This window comes from Jatrophihabitans cynanchi, from assembly GCF_027247405.1.
GTDB classification, from domain to species: Bacteria; Actinomycetota; Actinomycetes; order Mycobacteriales; family Jatrophihabitantaceae; genus Jatrophihabitans_B; species Jatrophihabitans_B cynanchi.
The window spans coordinates 372427-394309 of the sequence record NZ_CP097463.1 but is presented as its reverse complement, the minus strand read 5'-3'; the positions used below and the strand labels follow the sequence as shown (position 1 = coordinate 394309).

Below are 21883 nucleotides of genomic sequence, written 5' to 3'. Positions count from 1 at the left end.
ACGACGACGAGGACCGGCGGATGCTCCCCACCTTCGTGATCGGCCTGCGTGAAGGCCTCGAGGCCGCCCTGATCGTCGGCATCATCGCGGCCTTCCTGCGCAAGCAGGGCCGCCGCGAGCTACTCCGGTGGGTGTTCGTCGGCGTGGGTTCGGCCACGCTGCTGTGCGTCGCGGTGGGCATCACGCTCGACCGGCTCTCGCAGAACCTGCCGCAACGCCAGCAGGAGGGGCTGGAGACGGTGATCGGCGCGCTGGCCGTCGGCATGGTCACCTACATGGTGATCTGGATGCGCCGGCACGCGCGCGAACTGAAGGGCCAGCTCGAGGGGATGGCCGCCGGTGCCATGGCGGGCACCTCGCGGGCCGGCCGCGCGATGATCCTGATGGCCTTCCTCGCCGTGCTGCGCGAGGGCTTCGAAACCGTCGTGTTCCTGCTCGCGGCGTTCAACGAGTCCGGCAGTGGGTCGGCGGCCGCGACCGGAGCCGTGCTCGGCATCGTGGTGGCGATCGGGCTCGGCTACGGCATCTACCGCGGCGGCGTGCACCTGAACCTGTCCAAGTTCTTCCGGGCCACCGGCCTGGTGCTGGTGCTGGTCGCGGCCGGGCTGGTCGTCAACGCGCTGCGCACCGCCCACGAGGCGGGCTGGCTGAACGCGGGACAGGGCGGCACCGTCGACCTGACCTGGCTGGTGCACCCCGGTTCGGTGCAGTCCTCGCTGCTCACCGGCATGCTCGGCGTCCAGAGCAAGCCGGTGTTCATCGAGGTCGTCGGTTGGTTGGTCTACCTGATCCCGGTAGGCCTGTACGTCGCGTGGCCGCCCGGCAGGTCACTGCCCAAGCGGGCCACGTCGCGCGTTCTGATCGGCGCCGCGGCCGTCTTCGCGGTCGGCGCTGTGGCGCTGGTGCTGTTCGCGCCCGGACGTCCCGCGACGCCTGCCGCGACAACGGCGGGCCCGGTGTCCGCCCGGGTGAGCGACCGGCACGGCGACACCGCGACAGTGCGCACCCAGGCGCAGAGCCCGGCCGTCCAGGCGGTCGGACCGGCCGAGGACTTCGTGCTCACCCGGACCGGCACCGACACGCGCGCCGGCCTGGCCGCGGACGTGTACGCGGCCACCAGCACCGGCAGTGCTTCCGCGAGCCTGCCCGCGTCCCTCGGCGTGGACCGGATCGCCGCGCTCAACGGCGGGCGGCTGCCGATCGGGCTCTCGGCGGCATCGGACTCCACGCTTGCCGCGACGTACCACGACAGCGCCGTGCTGAGCGTATGGGTCGAGCCGCGCACCGGCCGCGTCCTGGACCTGAGCTGGACCGAACGGGTGACCGCGAGCGTCACCGGCCCCGGCGGGGCGAGGTTCGCGCTTGCCGGCATCGCCGCGCAGGGGCACAGCGCGCTGCCCGCCGGCGTGATCGCTGCCGCTGCGGCCGCCGCCCGGCCGGAGTTGCACGACCTGGACCGCCGTCAGGCGTTCGTCGCCGGTGCCTGGAGCTGCGGCCTGGTCGCGGTGGCGTGCGGCCTGGGTGCTCTGGCCGTCGCGGCCGCGTCGCAGCGGGAGCGCCGGCAGTCGCGCCGCCCGGTAGGGGCCCCGGCGCAGAGTCTGGTCGCAAGTTAGGTTAGCCTGTCCTAACTATTGACCTGCTGACCTGTCGACCCTGGAGACCCGATGCCGCCTCGCCCCGTCCGGACCCGCCCCGTCCGGACCCGCGCCGTCCGGACCTGCCGAGCCGCTACGACCGCCGCCGCAGGCGCCGTGCTGGCCACCGCTCTGGCCGCCTGCACGAGCAGCGGCAGCGCGGACCCGAAGCCCGCGAGCGGAGACGCGCACACCGCGAACGTCACGATCACCGCGGCCAAGGGCTGCGAGAGCGACCGCACCGAGTTCGCCGCGGGCGGCATCACCTTCAAGATCAGCAACACCGATGCGACCGCGGTCAGCGAGGTCGAGGTGCTCAGCGGCCAGCGCATCGTCGGCGAGAAGGAGAATCTGCCGCCCGGCCTGTCCGGCGAGTTCGCGGTGAAGCTGGGAGCCGGCACGTACACGCTCTACTGCCCGGGAGCCGCGAACGAGAAGACCGCGCTCACCGTCACCGGCGAGGCCTCGACCGGGGACGCCGACGTGGCGGCGCTGCTGCAGGACGCCACGACCGGCTACGCCGCCTACGTGAACACCCAGGTCGGGTACCTGCTCGAGACCAGCAAGAAGCTCGCGACGGCGCTGCAGGGCACCGACCTCGCCGCCGCACAGGAGGCCTACCAGGCGGCCCGGCCGTTCTACGAGAAGATCGAGCCGGTAGCCGAGTCCTTCACGGTCGGCAGCGAGAGCCTGGACGCCGACATCGACGCCCGCGACGGGGACGTCCCGGCGAGCAAGTGGACGGGCTTTCACCGCATCGAGAAGGGCCTGTTCGCCGACAAGAGCCTGACCGGGCTGGCCGTGTACGGGACCGGCCTGGTGACCGACATCGGCAAGCTGCAGAGGCTGACCAGCACGCTGACCTACCAGCCCACCGAGCTGGCGAACGGCGCGCAGGAGCTGCTCGACGAGGTGGCCGCGAGCAAGATCACCGGTGAAGAGGAGCGGTACTCGCACATCGACGTGCTCGACTTCGCCAACAACATCGAGGGCGCCGAGCAGGCGTTCGCCCAGCTGCAGCCGGCGCTGGAGAAGATCGACGGCGCGCTCGCCGGCACGATCGAGCAGGACTTCGCGGCGCTGGACAAGCTCGTGGACAAGTACCGCAGCCCCGGTGAGAAGTCCGGCTTCGTGCTGTACACCGCGCTCACCGACCAGGACAAGCGTGACCTGGCGGCCGCGATCAAGGCCGTGCAGGAGCCGCTGTCGAGGGTGGCCAGCAAGGTTGCCGATGCCTGACACCTCCCGACGGCGCTTCCTCGGCGGAGCACTGGGCGCGGCCGGGCTGGCCGCCGCAGGTGGCGCGGGCTTCGGCGTGGCCCGCGCCACCGAGCGCACCGGCTCGTCCGCCCACGCGGAGGCTGTGCCGTTCTACGGCGCGCACCAGGCCGGCATCGCGACGCCCGCGCAGGACCGGCTCGCGTTCGGCGCCTTCGACATCACCTCACGGGACAAGACCGCGGTGCAGACCATGCTCGCCCGCTGGGCCGCGGCGGCCGCCCAGCTGACCCGCGGCGAACCGGTGGGTGCGGTCGACATCAGCCCGCACGCGCCGCCCATCGACACCGGTGAGGCCGTCGGACTGCCGGCGTCGCAGTTGACGATCACCGTCGGCTTCGGGCCGACGCTGTTCGACGACCGGTTCGGGCTCAGCCGCTACCGGCCGGCCGCGCTGGCCGACATCCCACCGCTGCCGGGTGACACTCTCGACCCGAACCGCAGCGGGGGCGACCTGTGTGTGCAGGCCTGCGCGAACGACCCCCAGGTCGCCTTCCACGTGATCCGCAACTTCGCGCGGCTGGCGCGCGGCACGGCGGTGCTCCGCTGGTCGCAGCTGGGCTTCGGGCGTACCTCGTCCACGTCCACCTCGCAGGACACGCCGCGCAACCTGATGGGTTTCAAGGACGGTACGAACAACATCAAGGCCGAGGACACGCGCTCGTTCGACGAGTTCGTCTGGGTCGGTGCGGAGACCGACCAGGACTGGATGCGCGGCGGCAGCTACCTGGTGGCGCGGCGCATCAGGATGCTGATCGAGAACTGGGACACCGACTTCCTGCTCGACCAGGAGCAGGTCTTCGGCCGGTTCAAGACCAGCGGCGCGCCGCTGACCGGCAAGTCCGAGTCCGACACGGTGAACCTGGCGGCCAAGGACGGCGAGGGCAAGCCGGTGATCGACCTGAACGCGCACATCCGGCTCGCGGCGCCGGCGACCAACGGCGGGCAGAAGCTGCTGCGCCGCGGCTACTCCTACACCGACGGCATCGACCCGCAGACCGGTCTGCTGGACGCCGGGCTGTTCTTCATCGTGTTCCAGAAAGATCCACGCACCCAGTTCGTGCCGATCCAGCGCCGGCTCGGCGGGCACGACCTGCTGAACGAGTACATCCGGCACACCGGCAGCGGGCTGTTCGCGGTGCCGCCCGGGCTCGCCGAAGCGGGCGACTACTTCGGCAAGGCGCTGTTCGCCTGACAGACTGCGGCCCATGAGTGCACCGCTGTCCGCGTACGCGAGCGAGATCTACCTGCAGGGCATGGGTGGCGTGCTGCCGCCGTTCACCACCGACTCATGCGCGCTGGAGCAGGCCGCCCGCGAGGCCCTGGAACCCGGACCGTTCTGGTACGTCGCGGGCGCGGCCGGCTCCGGCGCGACCAACCGGGCGAACCGCGAGGCGTTCGACCGGTGGCGGCTGGTACCGCGGATGCTCACCGGCGCGACGGACCGCGACCTGGGCACCACCGTGCTGGGCGAGCGGCTGCGCGCGCCGATCATCACCGCACCGATCGGCGTGCAGTCGATCGTGCACCCGGAGGCGGAGAAGGCCGTCGCGGCGGTGGCCGCCGAACTCGGGCTGGCGATGGCGCTCTCGACGGTGTCCTCGTTCTGCCTGGAGGACGTCGCGGCCGCGAACGGCGACGGGGTGCGCTGGTTCCAGCTGTACTGGCCCAACGACGAGCAGGTCTGCCTGAGCCTGCTGGCGCGGGCGAAGGCGGCCGGGTTCACCACGCTCGTCGTCACCCTGGACACCTGGCTGCTCGGCTGGCGTCCGCACGACCTGGACCGCGCCTACCTGCCCTTCCTCACCGGCGAGGGGCTGGCCAACTACTTCACCGATCCGGCGTTCTGCGCGCCGCTGGACAAGCCGCCGGCCGAGGATCTGCCGGCCGCCCTGATGCGCTGGCTGCCGGTGTTCAGCGGCGTCGACCACACCTGGGACCAGGTGGCGTTCCTGCGCGAGAACTGGGACGGCCCGGTGGTGCTCAAGGGCATCCAGCACGTCGACGACGCGCGCCGTGCGCTCGACTGCGGTGTGCAGGGCATCGTAGTCTCCAACCACGGCGGGCGCCAGGTCGACGGAGCGATCGCCTCGCTCGACGCGCTGCCGGCGATCGCCGACGCGGTGGGTGACTCGCTGGAGGTGCTGTTCGACTCCGGCGTGCGCACCGGCGCGGACATCCTCAAAGCGCTCGCCCTCGGGGCCCGGGCGGTGCTCGTCGGGCGGCCCTGGGTGTACGGCCTGGCCCTGGGCGGGACGGCCGGCGTGCGGCACGTGCTGCGCAGCCTGCTCGCCGACCTCGACCTGGCGCTGGCGCTGTCCGGCCACGCGAGCGCGGCCGGCCTCGGCCGCGACGCGCTGCAGCCCCACTGAGCAGCGCGAGGATTGGGCAGCGAGAGGATGGGGACGTGAGCGATCTGCGGACAGTCACGGTGCTCGGCTCGACCGGCTCGATCGGGACGCAGGCGATCGACGTCGCCAAGCACGCGCCGGACCGGTTCCGGGTTACCGCGCTGGCCGCGGGCGGCGCCAACCTGGCGCTGCTCGCCGAGCAGGCTGCCGAACTGCGCGTCGAGGTGGTCGGCGTCGGCGGCACCGCGCGGGCCGCCGAGCTCAGGACGCGACTCGCCGGGCTCGGCGCCGCCGGGATCCGCGTGCTGGGCGGCCCGGACGCCGCCACCGAACTCGCCGCGCGCGAGGCGGACGTGGTCCTGAACGCGGTCGCCGGCGCGCAGGGGTTGCGGGCCACGCTCGCCGCGCTCGAGGCCGGCCGGTTCGTCGCGCTCGCCAACAAGGAGTCGCTGGTTGCCGGCGGCCCGCTGGTGGCCGATCGCGCAGCGGCCGGTCAGATCGTCCCGGTCGACTCGGAGCACTCGGCGCTGGCGCAATGCCTGCGCGCCGGCGCCCCGGAGGAGGTGCGCCGCCTGGTGCTGACAGCCAGCGGCGGCCCGTTCCGCGGCCGCAGCCGGGCCGACCTCGCCGACGTGACGCCACAGCAGGCGCTCGCGCACCCCACCTGGGACATGGGCAAGCTGATCACCACGAACTCGGCCACCCTGGTGAACAAGGGCTTGGAGCTGATCGAGGCGCACCTGCTGTTCGGCGTGCCCTACGAGCACATCGCCGTGGTCGTCCACCCGCAGTCGGTCGTGCACTCGATGGTCGAGTTCACCGACGGCTCGACCATCGCGCAAGCATCGCCGCCGGACATGCGGCTGACTATCTCGCTGGCCATGGGCTGGCCGGACCGGGTCGGCGGTGCCGCCGCCCCGCTGGACTGGACGAAGTCGCAGCAGTGGACCTTCGAGCCGCTGGACTGCGAGGCGTTCCCGGCGGTCGACCTCGCGCGGCGGGCGGGCGAGGCCGGTGGCTGGGCGCCTGCCGTGTACAACGCGGCCAACGAGGAGCTGGTCGCCGCCTTCCACGCCGGGGCGGTGAGTTTCCTGCAGATCGTGGACACCGTTGCCGATGTACTGGATGAGTGGCTGAGGAACGAGCACCCGGCCGCCGCGAGCCCAGGTACCGTCGAGGACGTCGAACGGGCGCAGGACTGGGCCCGCGAGCGTGCTCGCGCGCTCGTCGCCCCCGGCAACCACGCCTGAGCGAGCACCAGGACGCATCGAGAGGACGACACGAACGTGCTGTACGCACTGGGCGTCATCGTGTTCGCCGTCGGGCTGCTGGTCTCGATCGCGCTGCACGAGATCGGGCACATGGTGCCGGCCAAGAAGTTCGGCGTGAAGGTGACCCAGTACATGGTCGGCTTCGGCCCGACGATGTTCTCCCGCAAGAAGGGCGACACCGAGTACGGCCTCAAGGCGATCCCGCTGGGCGGCTACATCCGGATGATCGGGATGGTTCCGCCGCGCGCCGATGGCAAGGTCTCGCGGTGGCCGCGCCGGATGGCGAGCGCGGTCGAGGACTTCCGGCAGGTCAGCCGCGCCGAGGTACAGCCGGGCGACGAGGACCGCGAGTTCTACCGGCTCACTCCGGGCAAGAAGATGATCGTCATGCTCGGCGGACCGAGCATGAACCTGCTGATCTACCTGGTGCTCACCCTCGTGCTGCTCGTCGGCCTGGGCCTGCCCAAGGACGAGCCGACGACGACCGTGGCGACCGTGACCAAGTGCGTCTCGCCGGCCAACGCCACCAAGGCCGAGTTGCAGAAATGCACGCAGACGAACTCGCCGGCAGCGATCGCGGGGCTCAAGCCCGGCGACAAGATCCTTTCGGTGAACGGCACGGCGGTGTCCAGCTGGGATCAGCTCGTCGCGCTGGTCGAGCCGTCCGCCGGCAAGCAGCTGTCCGTGGTCGTCGAGCGCGGCGGCGCACAGGTTCCGTTGACCATCACCCCGGTGCGCAACCTGAAATACGCGAACGACACCGGCACGAAGACCAAGACCGCGGGCTTCGTCGGCATCTCGCCGACGAACCACCACTTCTACGAGAATGTCGCGCTGACCGCGGTGCCGGGCCAGATCGGCAGCCAGATCGGCAAGGGGTTGTCGGCGCTCGGCCGGTACCCGGAGAAGATCGGCAGCCTCTGGGACACCGTCTTCCACGGCACGCCGCGCGACCCGAACGGGGCTATCGGCGTCGTCGGCATCGGCCGCATCGGCGGCGAGTACGCCGAGACCAACCTGCTGGACACCAAGGACAAGGTGTTCGCGCTGATCTCGCTGCTCGCCAGCGTCAACCTGCTGCTGTTCTTCTTCAACCTGCTGCCCCTGCTGCCGCTGGACGGCGGCCACGTGGCCGGCGCGATCGTCGAGGCCACCCGGCGTGGCTGGGCGCGGCTGCGGGTGCGCAAGAAGGCGCCGGCGCTCGACAGCGACGGTGGCGAGGCCATCGGCAAGCCCATCTACGTGGACACCGCGCAGATGCTTCCGGTGATGTACGGCGTCGCCTCGGTGCTCGTCCTGCTCACACTTTTGACGTTCTATGCGGACATCTTCAAACCCGTCCAGCTCTTCGGCGGATAATGGCAGGCGTGACAGTCTCGCTCGGTATGCCCAGCAGCCCCCCGCCCGTCCTCGCGCCGCGCCGCAAGTCCCGCCAGATCAGGGTGGGATCGGTCCTCGTCGGCGGTGACGCGCCGGTGTCGGTGCAGTCGATGACCACGACCCTGACGGCCGACGTGAACGCGACGCTGCAGCAGATCGCCGAGCTGACCGCGACCGGTTGCGACATCGTCCGCGTCGCCGTCCCGTCGCAGGACGACGCCGACGCGCTGCCCGAGATCGCGAAGCATTCGCAGATCCCGGTCATCGCCGACATCCACTTCCAGCCGAAGTACGTGTTCGCGGCAATCGACGCCGGCTGCGCGGCCGTGCGCGTCAATCCGGGCAACATCAAGGCGTTCGACGACAAGGTGGCCGAGATCGCGCGAGCGGCGACCGACGCCGGGGTGTCCCTGCGCATCGGCGTGAACGCCGGCTCGCTGGACAAGCGGCTGCTGGCCAAGTACGGCAAGGCGACGCCGGAAGCACTGGTGGAGTCGGCGCTGAACGAGGCCGCGCTGTTCGAGGAACACGGCTTCCGCGATTTCAAGATCTCGGTCAAGCACCACGACCCGGTCATCATGGTGCAGGCCTACGAGCAGCTCGCCGCGCGGTGCGACTACCCGCTGCACCTCGGCGTGACCGAGGCCGGCCCGACGTTCCAGGGCACGATCAAGTCCGCGACTGCGTTCGGCGCACTGCTCTCGCGCGGCATCGGCGACACCATCCGCGTCTCGCTGTCCGCGCCGCCGGTGGAGGAGGTCAAGGTCGGTCTGGCGATCCTGGAGTCGCTGAACCTGCGGCAGCGCAAGCTGGAGATCGTCTCTTGCCCGTCCTGCGGGCGCGCCCAGGTCGACGTCTACACCCTCGCCGAGCGGGTCACGGCAGGCCTCGAGGGCATGACCGTGCCGCTGCGCGTCGCGGTGATGGGCTGCGTCGTGAACGGCCCGGGCGAGGCTCGGGAGGCCGACCTCGGTGTGGCGTCCGGCAACGGCAAGGGCCAGATCTTCGTCAGGGGCGAGGTGATCAAGACCGTCCCGGAGTCGCAGATCGTCGAGACCCTCATCGAGGAGGCGATGCGGCTGGCCGAAGAGATGGGCAAGGCCGGTGTGGCTTCAGGAGAGCCCTCTGTTTCGGTGAGCTGAGCGGCGATCATCGCCGCCTCGACCGGGCCGATGGCGGCTGGCCTCGGGATCAGCGAGCCTGCGCTCGCGACCCGCAGACGGCGAGCTGGGTCTGCAACGCCTCACGGGTGCGCAGCCGCAGCGGGGCGAAGGTGGTCAGGTCGCGCACCCTGGCGGCCTCGGAGTCACACACCGGCGTGTCCAGTCGTCAACTCGGCGAACAGGATGCTGCGCGACACCAGCGTCTGCCGGTAGCGTCAGCGGACGTGACTGCGCTGCACCCGGGGCTGAGCCGCCGGGCCCGGGTGGCCGCGTTGGACGACAGCTCGCGCGGCCGGTTCGCCCGCCTGCTCGGTGCCGATCCGATCACGAACGTGGTGGTCGACTCGCGGGTGCGCGCGGTCGGATCGGTGCAGCCGAAGCGCCTCGGGGGCACCGTGTTCGCGGTCCGCGAGGGCGACGACCTGGTCGCCGCCTGCTTCAGTGGGGGGAACCTGATCCCGATCGGTGGCGACCCCGCGTCGTGGACCGCGCTGGCCGCGCTGGTCGCGCAGCGCCCCCGCATCTGCACCTCGATCGTGGGCCGCGCCGACGCGGTGGCCGCCATGTGGCCGGTGCTGTCCGAGCGGTGGGGCCCGCCGCGAGCCATCCGCCGCGAGCAGCCGTTGCTCGTCACGAGCGGGCCGATCCTGGTGCCGGGCGACGAGAGCGTGCGGGCCGCCCGCCCGGACGACACCGAGCGCTACTTGGCCGCCGCGGCAACGATGTTCACCGAGGAACTCGGGGTGTCGCCGCACGTCGCCCCGGGCAGTGCCGCGTTCCGGCGCCGCGTCGACGAACTGATCCGTGCCGGCCGCGCGTTCGGCAGCTTCGATCGCCGCGGCCAGGTCGTGTTCAAGGCCGATGTCGGCGCGCTCACCGCGCACACCTGTCAGATCCAGGGCGTCTGGGTGCGTCCGGACCTGCGTGGCCGCGGGATCGGCACGGCCGCGCTCGCCACGGTCGTGCGGCACGGGCTGACCCTCGCGCCGACCGTGAGCCTGTACGTCAACGATTTCAACACCGCGGCTCGCCGCGTGTACGCGAAACTCGGTATGCACCAGCACGGCACGCTGTCTACAGTGCTGCTCTAAATGATCACGTCAGTCATCTTCGACTGGGGCGGCACGCTCACGCCCTGGCACACCATCGAACCGCTCGAGGCGTGGCTCGCCGCTGTCGGTGACCCGCCAGCCGCCGCGCGGCTGCACGAGGCCGAGAACGCGATGTGGCTGCGGTGCCGCGACGAGCAGCGCAGCGCCACCTTGGACGAGGTGTTCGCGCAGGCCGGCATCGCGCACACCGAGCAGATGCTGGCCGCCTTCCACGCCTGGTGGGAGCCGCACACGATGCTGGACCCGGACGCGATCGGGCTGTTCACCGCGCTGCACGAGCGGGGGATCAAGGTCGGCGTGCTGTCCAACACCATCTGGCCGCGCAGCGTGCACGAGCAGATCTTCGTCCGGGACGAGGTGGCGCACCTGATCGACGGCGCCGTCTACACCTCGGAGATCCCGTGGACCAAGCCGCATCCCGAGGCGTTCCGTTCCGCGTTGGCGGCTGTCGAGGTGGACGACCCGGCGGGCACGGTCTTCGTGGGCGACCGGTGTTCGACGACATCTACGGTGCCGCTGCGGTAGGCATGCGCACCGTGCACATCCCGCACAGCGCGATCCCGGCCGAGCAGCACGGTCCTGTCGTCGGTACTCCGGACGCGGTCGTGCAGCGGCTCGGCGACGTCCTCGCGGTGGTCGACCGGTGGCGCTGAGCCGACCGGTTCGCCCTGCGCGAAATGCCAGTGCTGTGTACGCGCGCTGTCAGCGGCGCGGGGGATGCTGGTCGTTGTGCTGACCCGACTGCTGCGCACCTTCTTGCGCCCGTACGGCCGCTGGCTGCTGGCGATCGTGGTGCTGCAACTGCTCGGGACGATCGCGGCGCTGTACCTGCCGAGCCTGAACGCGGACATCATCGACAACGGCGTGGCCACCGGCGACACCGGCTACATCATGCGCATCGGTGCCTGGATGCTCGCCGTCAGCCTTGCCCAGATCGCCTGTTCCATCGTGTCGGTCTACTTCGGGGCCCGCACCGCGATGAGCTTCGGCCGTGACGTGCGTGCCGCACTGTTCGGAACGGTCGGCCGGTTCGCCGCCCGCGAGGTGTCGCACTTCGGCGCGCCGTCGCTGATCACCCGCAACACGAACGACGTCCAGCAGGTGCAGATGCTGGTGGTGATGACCTGCACGATGATGATCGCGGCGCCGATCATGTGCGTCGGCGGCATCATCATGGCGGTGCGGCAGGACGTCGGCCTGTCCTGGCTGGTCGCCGTCAGCGTGCCCGCGCTGGCCATCTCGGTCGGGCTGATCATCCGCAAGATGGTGCCGCAGTTCCGCGCGATGCAAGAACGCATCGACGTCGTGAACCGGGTGCTGCGCGAGCAGATCACCGGGGTCCGCGTCGTACGCGCCTTCGTGCGCGAGCCGGTCGAGGCCGAGCGGTTCGGCGAGGCGAATGACGAGCTCACCGCCACGGCGTTGCGCGCGGGCAGGCTGATGGTGCGCATCTTCCCGTCCGTGATGCTCGTGCTGAACATCTCGATCGTCGCCCTGCTCTGGTTCGGTGCCTCGCGCGTCGACTCCGGCGAGATGCAGGTGGGTTCGCTCACCGCGTTCATGAGCTATCTGATGCAGATCCTCATGTCGGTGATGATGGCCACCTTCATGCTGATGATGGTGCCGCGCGCGGCGGTGTGCGCCGAGCGCATCCAGGAGGTGCTCGACACCGAGCCGTCGATCGCGCCGCCGGCCGTGCCCGTCGGCACGCTGCGCGGGCGCGGCCAGGTGGAGTTCCGCGACGTCGGCTTCGCGTACCCGGGGGCGGCGGCGCCGGTGTTGCAGCACATCAACTTCCGCGCCGAGGCCGGCCGCACCACCGCGGTGATCGGCAGTACCGGCTCGGGCAAGACCACCCTCGTCTCGCTGATCGCCCGGCTCTTCGACGCGACCGAGGGGCAGGTGCTGGTCGACGGCGTCGACGTGCGCGACCTCGACCCGGAGCTGTTGTGGAGCACGCTCGGGCTGGTGCCGCAGCGGGCCTACCTGTTCACCGGGACGGTGGCGAGCAACCTGCGCTACGGCAACCCGGCGGCCAGCGACGACGAGCTGTGGGAGGCACTGACGGTCGCGCAGGCAAAGGACTTCGTCGCGGCCACGCCGGAAGGTCTGCAGGCGCCGATCGCGCAGGGCGGCACCAACGTGTCCGGCGGCCAGCGGCAGCGCCTGGCGATCGCCCGTGCGCTGGTGCGCAAGCCGCAGATCTACCTGTTCGACGAGTCGTTCTCGGCGCTCGACCTCGGCACGGACGCCCGGTTGCGTGCCGCACTGCGGCCGGTGACGCGCGATGCCGCCGTGATCGTGGTGGCGCAACGGGTGTCGACCATCATTGACGCCGACCAGATCATCGTGCTCGACAACGGCGCGGTCGCGGGTATCGGGCGCCACGACGAGCTCGTCGCCGGCTGCCCGACCTACGCCGAGATCGTCGGGTCGCAGCTCTCGGCCGAACAGACGACCGGGGCCCGGGCGTGAGCGCGCCGAACGGGAAGGTCGTCCCGAAGCGCATCCAGGGCGCCGAGGCACGCCGCGGCGGCCCGCCGTGGATGTCGGCCGGGATGCCCGCGGAGAAGTCGATGAACTTCGGCCCGTCCGCCAAGCGGCTGGTGGGCCGGCTCAGGCCGCAACGCGCCAAGGTGCTGCTGGTGCTGCTGCTCGCGGTCGGCAGCGTGTCGCTGGCGGTGATCGGCCCGAAGATCCTCGGTCGCGCCACCGACGTCATCTTCACCGGGTTCCTCGGCAGCCGGCTGCCCAGCGGCATCTCGCTGCAGCAGGCGATCGCCGAGGCTCGCGCGAGCGGTGACGACAACCGTGCCCAGCTGCTGGCCACGGCGCACCCCACGCCCGGCGTCGGGATCGACTTCACCGACCTCGCGCACGTGCTGCTGCTCGCGGTCGCCGTGTACGTCGGCGCCAGCCTGCTGTCCTGGCTGCAGGGCTGGCTGCTGAACGACGTGGTGCAGACCGCGGTGCGCCGGCTGCGCTCGGACGTCGAGGACAAGATCAACCGGCTGCCGCTGCCCTACTTCGACCGGCAGCCGCGCGGCGAGCTGCTGAGCCGCGTCACGAACGACATCGACAACATCCAGATGAGCCTGCAGCAGACGATGAGCCAGCTGCTGACCTCGCTGCTCACCGTGGTCGGCGTGGTCACCATGATGTTCGTGATCTCCCCGGTGCTCGCGGTCATCGCGCTGGTCACGATCCCGGTGTCGATGGTCGTCACCAAGGCGATCGCCAAGCGCTCGCAGGGCAAGTTCATCGCGCAGTGGAAGAACACCGGGCAGCTCAACGGGCAGATCGAGGAGGCGTTCTCCGGGCACGAGCTGGTGAAGGTCTTCGGCCGGCACCGGGAGGTGCAGGCAGAGTTCGACCGCAAGAACGAGGAGCTGTTCCAGGCCAGCTTCGGCGCCCAGTTCATCAGCGGCATCATCATGCCGACGATGATGTTCATCGGGAACCTGAACTACGTGGCGATCGCGGTCGTCGGCGGGCTGCGGGTGGCGTCCGGGTCCATGAGCCTCGGTGACGTGCAGGCGTTCATCCAGTACAGCCGGCAGTTCACCCAGCCGCTCACCCAGGTCGCCTCGATGGCCAACCTGCTGCAGTCCGGGGTCGCGTCCGCGGAGCGGGTGTTCGACCTGCTCGACGCGCCGGAGCAGACGCCCGACCCCGTCCACCCCGCCCGTCCGGTCGACGAGCCGGAGTGGGCTTCCCCCCGTCAACAAGGGCTTGGCCGACGGGGGAGGGTCGAGTTCGAGCACGTCGCGTTCAGCTACTCGCCCGACGCGCCGCTGATCGAGGACCTCTCGCTGGTCGCCGAGCCCGGACACACCATCGCGATCGTCGGGCCCACCGGTGCGGGCAAGACGACGCTGGTCAACCTGATCATGCGCTTCTACGAACTGGACGCCGGCCGGATCACCCTGGACGGAGTCGACATCACCACGATGCGCCGCGACGACCTGCGCGGCGAGATCGGCATGGTGCTGCAGGACACCTGGCTGTTCGGGGGAACGATTCGCGACAACATCGCGTACGGCCGCCCGGGGGCGAGCGAGGAACAGATCCTGGCCGCGGCGCGCGCCGCCTTCGTCGACCGGTTCGTCCAGTCCCTGCCGGACGGCTACGACACGGTGATCGACGAGGAGAGCAGCAACCTGTCCACCGGGCAGAAGCAGCTGATGACCATCGCGCGCGCGTTCATCGCGGAGCCGTCGCTGCTGATTCTCGACGAGGCGACCAGCTCGGTCGATACCCGCACCGAGCTGCTGGTGCAGCACGCGATGGCCGCGCTGCGCTCCAACCGCACCAGCTTCGTGATCGCGCACCGGCTCTCGACCATCCGCGATGCCGATCTGATCCTGGTGATGGACGGCGGCCGCATCCTCGAGCAAGGCACCCACGAGGAACTGCTGGCCGCGCGCGGCGCCTACTACGACCTGTACCAGGTGCAGTTCGCGCAGGCGCCCGGCGACCTCGATGGCGAGGTACCGGTGCCGGTGGGCTGAGCGGTGAATCGGCTTGCCCGCTCGGGCAGACTCGGTGGCCGTGGACATCCGGATCAGGCGCGCGCGGGTCGAGGAGTTCCCCGCGGTCGCCGAACTCGACGGGGCCAGCTTCGGCTTCCACTACTCCGCGCAGGAGCTGGCTGACGCCGCACTCGACATCGACCCGGCCCGGATCATGGTCGCCGTCGACGGCGAGTCGGGGTGCGCTCACCAACGGGTGCCTGGCCGGCGGGGGAGCATCGTCGCGGTCAGTGCCGAGGTGCCGCTGCAGCTGGCCGTGCCCGGCGGCGACCTCCCGGCCATGGGCATCACCTGGGTCTCGGTCGAGATCACGCACCGCCGGCGCGGGATCCTGCGCGCCCTGATCGAGCACCAGCTGCGTGCGCACGCCGAGCAGGGCTACGCCGCCACCGTCCTCGGTGCGAGTGAGGCAGGCATCTACGGGCGGTTCGGCTTCGGCGTCGCCTCCTCGGTGCGCCGCGCGTCGATCGACCGGTTGCGCGGCCACTTGGCGGTCCCTGTGGACGCCGGTGCGGTGCGGCGGCTCAGCACCGATCGGGCTCGCGACGTGCTGCCGGAGCTGTACGAGCGGTGGCGCGCGACGACCCCGGGCGCGCTGGGCCGGGACGAGCGGCGCTGGCAGTTCCTGCTGCTCGATCGCGAGTACCAGCGCCGCGGCGCGTCCGGGCTGTTCCATCTCGTTCACCCGGACGGTTACGTCTCGTACCGGATCAAGCCCGACTGGGGCGACGGCGACCCGCGGCACGAGTGCCAGCTGGTCGACTACGTGCCGGTCACGGCGGAGGCGCACGCCGCGCTGTGGCAGACGCTCCTCGGCATGGACCTCGTCGGCACGATCACCAGCTACGCAGTCCCGCTGGACGATCCGCTGCCGCACCTGCTCACCGACCCGCGCCGGGTCGAGACGCTGCACATCGGCGACGGCATGTGGGTCCGGCCGCTGGACGTGGCCGCGCTGCTCGGCGGCCGCAGCTACCCGCTGGAGGTCGAGGTCGTGCTGCAGGTGACCGACCCGCTGCTCGGCGACGGGCGGTACCTGTTGCGCGGCGGCCCGGAGGGCGCCACCTGCACCCGAACCGAGCGGGTCGCCGACATCGAGCTCGGCGTCGGTGCGCTCGGCGCGATCTGCCTCGGCGGTACCCGGCTGGCGACCCTGGCCCGGGCCGGCCGGGCCGGTGGTTCGCCGGATGCGCTGCGCCGGCTGGAGCTGGCCCTGCTCACCGACCGTGCACCGTTCCACGGCACTCACATCTGAGCCGATGGGGCAACCCGCCGCGGCGCCACGACGCAGCAGGTTGCCACATCGGGTCAAAGGCCCGGGAACGGATCGGTCGTGCCGCGCCAGCGGGTCGCCCGCACCGCGCTCGCGGTCAGTGCCACCTGGGCGCTGCGGCGCAGCCCGCTCGCCTGCGGGCCGCTGGTCGCGGCAGCCACCGCGTACAGGTAGCGCCACGCGGCGGCGCAGTCGTCCTCCAGCCGCGGGGCCAGCGCGCGCGCCGCGGCCGCGTCGTCCACCGGGTAGACGTCCGGGTAGTCGGCGGTGGCCGGCACCGGCGTGAGCCCGGCCGAGGCGATCGCCTGGGCGGTCGAGTCGCGCAACGCCTCGTGCGCGTCGGAGCAACTGATCGCCAGCCCCAGCTGTGGGCTGCCGTGCAGATGCGCGCCGAGCACGCCGTAGCCGAACGCCGCCCGGTACTCGGCGGCCAGCGCCGCCTGCCACGCGGCGACCAGATCGCTCATCTCAGCAGCTCCGCATGGGTCGCCTCGCAGGCGGCGATCGAGGCGAGCAGCACCGCGTTGCGGCCGGTCAGCCGGGCGGCGCGTGCGGCCGCCGCCTGCGCGGCCCCGCGTTCGGCGCCCGCCAGTTCGGCCGCCCCGATCGGCGCCGCCGCGGGCGTTCCCGACGCAGTCGGCGCCGTGCTCGGCCCCGACACCTGCCGGACGGCTGCGGCCAGCGCCCGTTCGTGCGCCGCGTGGTCGGCCCGGATGTGCGTCAGTCGCTCGCGCACCTGCGGCGCCGTGGGGATCGAGGCGTCCAACGTCGCGATCAGCTCACGCTCGGCCGCCAGGGCGTTGACGAGCTCGGCCGGTGGCGGGGGAGGTGGCGCGGACGCGCGGGGACGCGGCTCGTGCCGGGACAACTCGACGCCGACCCCGGCGCCGGCTCCGGCGACGACCGCGGTGCCGCCGGCGATCAGGAACGCGCGCCGGGACGGGCCGCCGGGATCGTCCGGCTGAGAGTGCATGTGCCGAGTCTGGCAGAGCCAGTAGGCTCGTCGTTCGACAACTGAAGGACAGGAGCGAAGCATGGCGCCCGCCCCCGCAGGCAGAGCCGCAGCGAACGCGCGCGAGCACCTGCTGCACACCCTTCGGCCGGTCGTCGAGGGAATCGGTTACGACCTCGAGGACGTCACCGTCACGTCCGCGGGGCGCCGCAGCCTGGTCCGGGTCAGTGTCGACGCGGACGGCGGGATCGACCTGGACGCCGTCGCGGAGGTCAGCCGTGCCGTCTCCGAGGCCTTGGATGCCGAGGACGACAGCGGGTTCGCAGGCCCGTACGTGCTGGAGGTCAGCTCGCCCGGCGTCGACCGGCCGCTGACCGAGCCGCGGCACTGGCGCCGCGCAGTCGGCCGCCTCGTCGAGGTGAGCGTCGGCGATGCGACGCTGACCGGCCGCGTCGTGGCCGCCGACGATGCGGGCGTCACGCTCGACGTCAGCGGCGACCGGCGCGAGGTCGGCTGGGCGTCGTTGGGTCGCGGCAGGGTTCAGGTCGAGTTCAGCCGCGCCGATGCGAAGGAAGACTGACCCGTGATCAACGTCGACATCACTGCACTGCGCAGCATCGAGCGGGAGAAGGAGATCCCGTTCGAGACGCTCGTCCACGCGCTGGAGACCGCCCTGCTGACCGCGTACAAGCACACGCCGCACTCGATGCCGCACGCGCGGGTCGCGGTCGATCGCAAGAGCGGCGAGATCGTCGTGTGGGCGCAGGAGTTCGGTCCGGACGGCGAGCTGGTCGAGGAGTACGACGACACGCCGACCGATTTCGGCCGGGTCGCGGCGATGACCGCGCGCCAGGTGATCTTGCAGCGGCTCCGCGACGCCGAGCACGACCAGACGTTCGGTGAGTACTCCGGCCGCGAGGGCGACATCGTCACCGGCGTGATCCAGGCCGACGCGCAAGCCTCGCAGCGCGGGCTGGTGCTGGTCGACATCGGCAAGGTGGAGGCGGTGCTGCCGCAGTCCGAGCAGGTGCCGGGCGAGGAGTACACGCACGGCAGCCGGCTGCGCTGTTACGTCGTCGGCGTGGCGCGCGGCATGCGCGGCCCCCAGGTGACCGTCAGCCGCACCCACCCGAACCTGGTGAAGAAGCTGTTCGCGCTGGAGGTCCCGGAGATCGCCGACGGCAGCGTGGAGATCATCGACGTGGCCCGCGAAGCCGGGCACCGGACCAAGATCGCGGTCCGGACGTCGGTGGCCGGACTGAACGCCAAGGGGGCGTGCATCGGACCGATGGGGCAGCGGGTGCGCAACGTGGTGGCCGAACTGCACGGCGAGAAGATCGACATCATCGACTGGCACGCCGACCCGGCCACCTATGTGGGCAACGCGCTGTCGCCGGCGCACGCGCTGTCGGCCGAGGTGGTCGACCCGGTCACCCAGTCGGTGCGCATCGTGGTCCCGGACTTCCAGCTGTCCCTCGCGATCGGCCGCGAGGGACAGAACGCCCGGCTGGCCGCCCGGCTCACCGGCTGGCGCATCGACATCCACAGCGACGCCGAGGGCGAAGCGGCCGATACCGACACCACCCCGGCGGCGGGGCCCACTCCCACCGGGCCGAGGGAGTAGACTTTTCGATGGCCGTCGGATCATCGACGGTGTCTGATGCTGCGCAGCGCGGGCAGGTGTCCTCGACACCGCGCCCGGTCCGGACCTGCATCGGATGCCGGAAGCGAGCCTCGGCCGCCGAGTTGCTCCGCGTCGTCGTGACGTCGGGGGCGATCGGCCAGGCGCACGCCAGGCCCGAGGGAGACCGAGGGCCCGTCGCCTTGCCTGTCGTCCCGGACCCGCGTCGTCGCGCTCCCGGCCGCGGTGCGTGGTTGCATCGTGACCTGGAGTGCGTCGAACTCGCCGAGCGGCGTCGGGCCTTCGCCCGGGCACTGCGCGTGCCCGGTCCGGTGGATCCGACCCCGGTCCGTGAGTACCTCGCAGCGCCACCCGGCACGTCCACCAGCGGAATCCCGCAGGAGTGAAGCAGCTATGGGCACTCGATGAAGCGCCAGCAATGAGTACGTCCACCATCTAACGGGGCCGAGCGGTAGCGCCTGGCCCTCCCAAAGGAGTCACGTGCCAGGCAAGATCCGCGTTTCCGCGCTCGCCAAAGAGCTCGGCATGACGAGCAAGGACGCACTCGCCAAGCTCGGCGAGATGGGCGAGTACGTCAAGACCGCATCCTCCACTGTCGAAGCGCCGGTCGCGCGCCGGCTGCGCGAGGCCTTCCCCGCGCCGGCCGAGGCGCCGGCACCGGCCAAGAAGGCCCCGGCGAAGAAGGCGACGAAGGCTGCCGCCCCCGCGCCGGAGCAGGCGCCCGAGACGCCGGCCGCCCCTGAGGTCGCGCCCGCCGCCGAGGCTCCCGCCCCGGCACCCGCGCCCGTCGTCCCGCCCGCCCCGGCCCCGCCCGCCCCGGCCCCGCTCGCGCCGGCCGAGCAGCCTGCGGCGGCCGCTGCGTCGGCCGAGGCGCCCCCGGCGCCCGCACCGAGCCCGGGCCCGCGGCCCGGCCCGCGGATCGCCAACAACCCGTTCGGTGTCGGCGGCAGCAGCCCGGCGACCCGGCCGGTGCCCCGTACCGGGACGACCCCCGGCATGCCGCCGCGTCCCGGCGTGCGCCCCGGCGCGGCCGGTCCCGGTGGACCCCGGCCGAATCCCGGCATGATGCCGCCGCGGCCCAACCCCGGCTCGATGCCCGGCCGTCCCGGCGGCGCGCGCCCCGGTGCGCCCGGGCGCCCCGGCGCACCCGGCGGCGCCGGCCGACCCGGTGGCGGTGGCGGCTTCCGCGGCGGCCCCGGCGGCGGCGGTGGCGGTGGCGGCTTCCGCGGCGGCCCCGGCGGCGGCGGTGCCGGCGCTGGTGCACCGGGCGGCGGCGGCCCGTACCGCAGCGGCCCCGGTGGCCGACCCGGCGGACCGGGTGGCCGCGGTCGCGGCGCCGGAACCGCCGGCGCGTTCGGCCGCCAGGGTGGACGTCCCGCTCGCGGCCGCAAGAGTAAGAAGCAGCGGCGCCAGGAGTTCGACAACATGTCCGCGCCGTCGATCGGCGGCGTGCAGGTCCCCCGTGGCAACGGCGACATCCTGCGCCTGCCGCGCGGTTCGTCGCTGTCCGACTTCGCCGACAAGATCAACTGCGAGCCGGCGTCGCTGGTGACCGTGATGTTCCACCTCGGCGAGATGGTCACCGCGACCCAGTCGGTCAACGAGGACACGCTGCAGCTGCTCGGTGCCGAGTTGAACTACCAGGTGCAGGTGGTCAGCCCCGAGGACGAGGACCGCGAACTGCTGGAGTCCTTCGACCTGACCTTCGGTACCGATGAAGGAGTCGAGGGTGACCTGCAGGCGCGGCCGCCGGTGGTGACCGTGATGGGCCACGTCGATCACGGTAAGACGCGACTGCTCGACGCGATCCGCAAGACGCACGTGCAGGCGGGCGAGGCCGGCGGTATCACCCAGCACATCGGCGCCTACCAGGTGCACGTCGAGCACGACGGCACGGACCGCCCGATCACCTTCATCGACACCCCGGGCCACGAGGCGTTCACCGCCATGCGTGCCCGCGGCGCGGCCACCACCGACATCGTGGTGCTGGTCGTGGCGGCCGACGACGGCGTCATGCCGCAGACGATCGAGGCGCTCAACCACGCGCAGGCAGCCGAGGTGCCGATCGTGGTTGCCGTGAACAAGATCGACAAGGAGGGCGCCAACCCGGCGAAGGTGCGCCAGCAGCTCACCGAGTACGGCCTGGTCGCCGAGGAGTACGGAGGCGACACGCTGTTCGTCGACGTGTCCGCGCGCAACGAAATCAACATCGACGGCCTGCTCGAGGGCATCCTGCTCACCGCCGACGCCGCGCTCGACCTGCGGGCGAACCCGGACCAGGACGCGCAGGGCATCGTCATCGAGGCGCGCCTGGACCGCGGTCGCGGCCCGGTCGCCACGCTGCTCGTGCAGCGCGGCACCCTGAACGTCGGGGACTCGGTCGTGGCCGGCGACGCGTTCGGTCGCGTGCGGGCCATGCTCGACGAGAACGGCGACACCGTCGACGTCGCCGGACCGTCCCGTCCGGTCCAGGTGCTCGGCCTCACCTCGGTGCCCGGCGCGGGCGACTCGTTCCTCGTCGTCGAGGAGGACCGCATCGCGCGGCAGATCGCCGACCGGCGGCAGGCGCGCGAGCGCAACGCGCAGCTGGCGTCCTCGCGCCGGCGCGTCTCGCTCGACGACCTGGACAAGGCGCTCGCGGCAGGTGAGGTGCAGCAGCTGAACCTGATCATCAAGGGCGACGTGTCCGGTTCGGTCGAGGCGTTGGAGGACTCGCTGCTGAACATCGATCTGGGCGAGGACAAGTCCGAGGTCTCGCTGCGGGTGATCGGCCGCGGGGTCGGTGCCATCACCGAGAACGACATCAACCTGGCGATCGCGTCCGACGCGGTGGTGATCGGCTTCAACGTGCGGCCCGAGGGCAAGGCGCGTGAGGCGGCCGAGCGTGAAGGTGTCGACGTTCGGTACTACACGGTGATCTACCAGGCCATCGACGAGATCGAGGCTGCGCTCAAGGGCATGCTCAAGCCCGAGTTCGAAGAGGTGCAGCTCGGTACCGCCGAGGTCCGCGAGGTGTTCCGCGTCCCGCGGATCGGCAATATCGCCGGCTCGCTGGTGCGCAGCGGCCTGATCCGGCGCAACAGCAAGGCGCGCCTGATCCGGGACGGGGTGGTCGTCGCCGACAACCTCACCGTCGACTCGCTCAAGCGGTTCAAGGACGACGCCACCGAGGTCCGCGACGGCTACGAGTGCGGTATCGGCCTCGGCTCGTACAACGACCTGCGTGTCGATGACGTGATCGAGACGTTCGAGCTGCGCGAGAAGCCGAGAGCCTAGCGGCAAGCTCCTTCGTCGC

Annotated in this window: 20 protein-coding genes; 17 read left to right on the top strand and 3 right to left on the bottom strand. The window is 71.6% G+C overall.

All coding sequences use genetic code 11. The features are described from left to right. Window positions 1-20: 20 nt before the first annotated feature. The 7 genes from efeU to ispG all read left to right on the top strand — a co-directional run bounded on the left by efeU (window position 21) and on the right by ispG (window position 9056). A complete protein-coding gene (gene efeU / locus M6B22_RS01880) occupies window positions 21-1613 on the top strand; it encodes an iron uptake transporter permease EfeU (protein WP_269444075.1) in 1593 nt (530 codons plus the stop codon). A 138-nt stretch (window positions 1614-1751) separates the two neighbouring features. Beyond that, complete coding sequence (gene efeO, locus M6B22_RS01875) at window positions 1752-2873, top strand: iron uptake system protein EfeO (protein WP_269444074.1); 1122 nt, start codon at window positions 1752-1754, stop codon at window positions 2871-2873. After that, window positions 2866-4107, top strand: a complete 1242-nt coding sequence (gene efeB, locus M6B22_RS01870) for an iron uptake transporter deferrochelatase/peroxidase subunit (protein ID WP_269444073.1) — start codon at window positions 2866-2868, stop codon at window positions 4105-4107. The genes efeO and efeB overlap by 8 nt, the downstream gene beginning before the upstream one ends. Window positions 4108-4120: 13 nt before the next feature. Then, a complete protein-coding gene (locus tag M6B22_RS01865) occupies window positions 4121-5284 on the top strand; it encodes an alpha-hydroxy-acid oxidizing protein (protein WP_269444072.1) in 1164 nt (387 codons plus the stop codon). Between the two features lie 35 nt (window positions 5285-5319). Continuing rightward, entirely contained in the window at window positions 5320-6513 is a 1194-nt protein-coding gene (gene dxr, locus M6B22_RS01860) for a 1-deoxy-D-xylulose-5-phosphate reductoisomerase (protein ID WP_269444071.1), read from the top strand. Window positions 6514-6549: 36 nt separating this feature from the next. Continuing rightward, complete coding sequence (locus M6B22_RS01855) at window positions 6550-7893, top strand: M50 family metallopeptidase (protein ID WP_269444070.1); 1344 nt, start codon at window positions 6550-6552, stop codon at window positions 7891-7893. A gap of 8 nt (window positions 7894-7901) precedes the next feature. Continuing rightward, on the top strand, window positions 7902-9056 hold the full coding sequence (gene ispG, locus M6B22_RS01850; RefSeq protein ID WP_269444069.1) for a flavodoxin-dependent (E)-4-hydroxy-3-methylbut-2-enyl-diphosphate synthase: 1155 nt from the start codon (window positions 7902-7904) through the stop codon (window positions 9054-9056). A 49-nt stretch (window positions 9057-9105) separates the two neighbouring features. Here ispG and M6B22_RS01845 read toward each other — a convergent pair whose 3' ends face one another. Beyond that, the gene (locus tag M6B22_RS01845; protein ID WP_269444068.1) at window positions 9106-9228 is read right to left on the bottom strand and encodes a hypothetical protein; all 123 of its coding nucleotides are present in this window, start codon (window positions 9226-9228) and stop codon (window positions 9106-9108) included. A gap of 73 nt (window positions 9229-9301) precedes the next feature. On the opposite strand from M6B22_RS01845, the gene M6B22_RS01840 reads away from it, so the two are divergent. From M6B22_RS01840 to M6B22_RS01815, 6 genes are all read left to right on the top strand, one after another. After that, window positions 9302-10168: a GNAT family N-acetyltransferase gene (locus M6B22_RS01840; RefSeq protein WP_269444067.1), complete on the top strand. Its 867-nt coding sequence runs from the start codon at window positions 9302-9304 to the stop codon at window positions 10166-10168. After that, the gene (locus tag M6B22_RS01835) at window positions 10169-10714 is read left to right on the top strand and encodes an HAD family hydrolase (RefSeq protein WP_269444066.1); all 546 of its coding nucleotides are present in this window, start codon (window positions 10169-10171) and stop codon (window positions 10712-10714) included. It begins immediately after the preceding gene. A 2-nt stretch (window positions 10715-10716) separates the two neighbouring features. Then, complete coding sequence (locus M6B22_RS01830) at window positions 10717-10842, top strand: hypothetical protein (RefSeq protein ID WP_269444065.1); 126 nt, start codon at window positions 10717-10719, stop codon at window positions 10840-10842. Window positions 10843-10918: 76 nt separating this feature from the next. Continuing rightward, a complete protein-coding gene (locus M6B22_RS01825; RefSeq protein WP_407935619.1) occupies window positions 10919-12664 on the top strand; it encodes an ABC transporter ATP-binding protein in 1746 nt (581 codons plus the stop codon). Then, window positions 12661-14700, top strand: coding sequence for an ABC transporter ATP-binding protein (locus tag M6B22_RS01820; RefSeq protein WP_269444063.1), 2040 nt, complete (start codon window positions 12661-12663; stop codon window positions 14698-14700). The genes M6B22_RS01825 and M6B22_RS01820 overlap by 4 nt, the downstream gene beginning before the upstream one ends. A gap of 40 nt (window positions 14701-14740) precedes the next feature. Further along, window positions 14741-15976 carry a GNAT family N-acetyltransferase gene (locus tag M6B22_RS01815; protein WP_269444062.1) on the top strand — a complete coding sequence of 412 codons (1236 nt, stop codon included), beginning with the start codon at window positions 14741-14743 and terminating at the stop codon, window positions 15974-15976. Between the two features lie 53 nt (window positions 15977-16029). Here M6B22_RS01815 and M6B22_RS01810 read toward each other — a convergent pair whose 3' ends face one another. Then, complete coding sequence (locus M6B22_RS01810) at window positions 16030-16461, bottom strand: DUF4439 domain-containing protein (protein ID WP_269444061.1); 432 nt, start codon at window positions 16459-16461, stop codon at window positions 16030-16032. After that, entirely contained in the window at window positions 16458-16967 is a 510-nt protein-coding gene (locus tag M6B22_RS01805) for a hypothetical protein (RefSeq protein WP_269444060.1), read from the bottom strand. The genes M6B22_RS01810 and M6B22_RS01805 overlap by 4 nt, the downstream gene beginning before the upstream one ends. A 61-nt stretch (window positions 16968-17028) precedes the next feature. Between M6B22_RS01805 and rimP the strand changes: the two genes are divergently transcribed. The 4 genes from rimP (at window position 17029) to infB (ending at window position 21864) form a co-directional block, all read left to right on the top strand. Next, entirely contained in the window at window positions 17029-17526 is a 498-nt protein-coding gene (gene rimP, locus M6B22_RS01800; RefSeq protein ID WP_269444059.1) for a ribosome maturation factor RimP, read from the top strand. Between the two features lie 6 nt (window positions 17527-17532). Further along, window positions 17533-18570, top strand: a complete 1038-nt coding sequence (gene nusA / locus M6B22_RS01795) for a transcription termination factor NusA (RefSeq protein WP_407935618.1) — start codon at window positions 17533-17535, stop codon at window positions 18568-18570. A gap of 8 nt (window positions 18571-18578) precedes the next feature. Next, complete coding sequence (locus M6B22_RS01790) at window positions 18579-18974, top strand: YlxR family protein (RefSeq protein WP_269444057.1); 396 nt, start codon at window positions 18579-18581, stop codon at window positions 18972-18974. 94 nt (window positions 18975-19068) lie between these two features. Beyond that, window positions 19069-21864: a translation initiation factor IF-2 gene (gene infB, locus M6B22_RS01785; protein ID WP_269444056.1), complete on the top strand. Its 2796-nt coding sequence runs from the start codon at window positions 19069-19071 to the stop codon at window positions 21862-21864. Window positions 21865-21883: the final 19 nt, after the last annotated feature.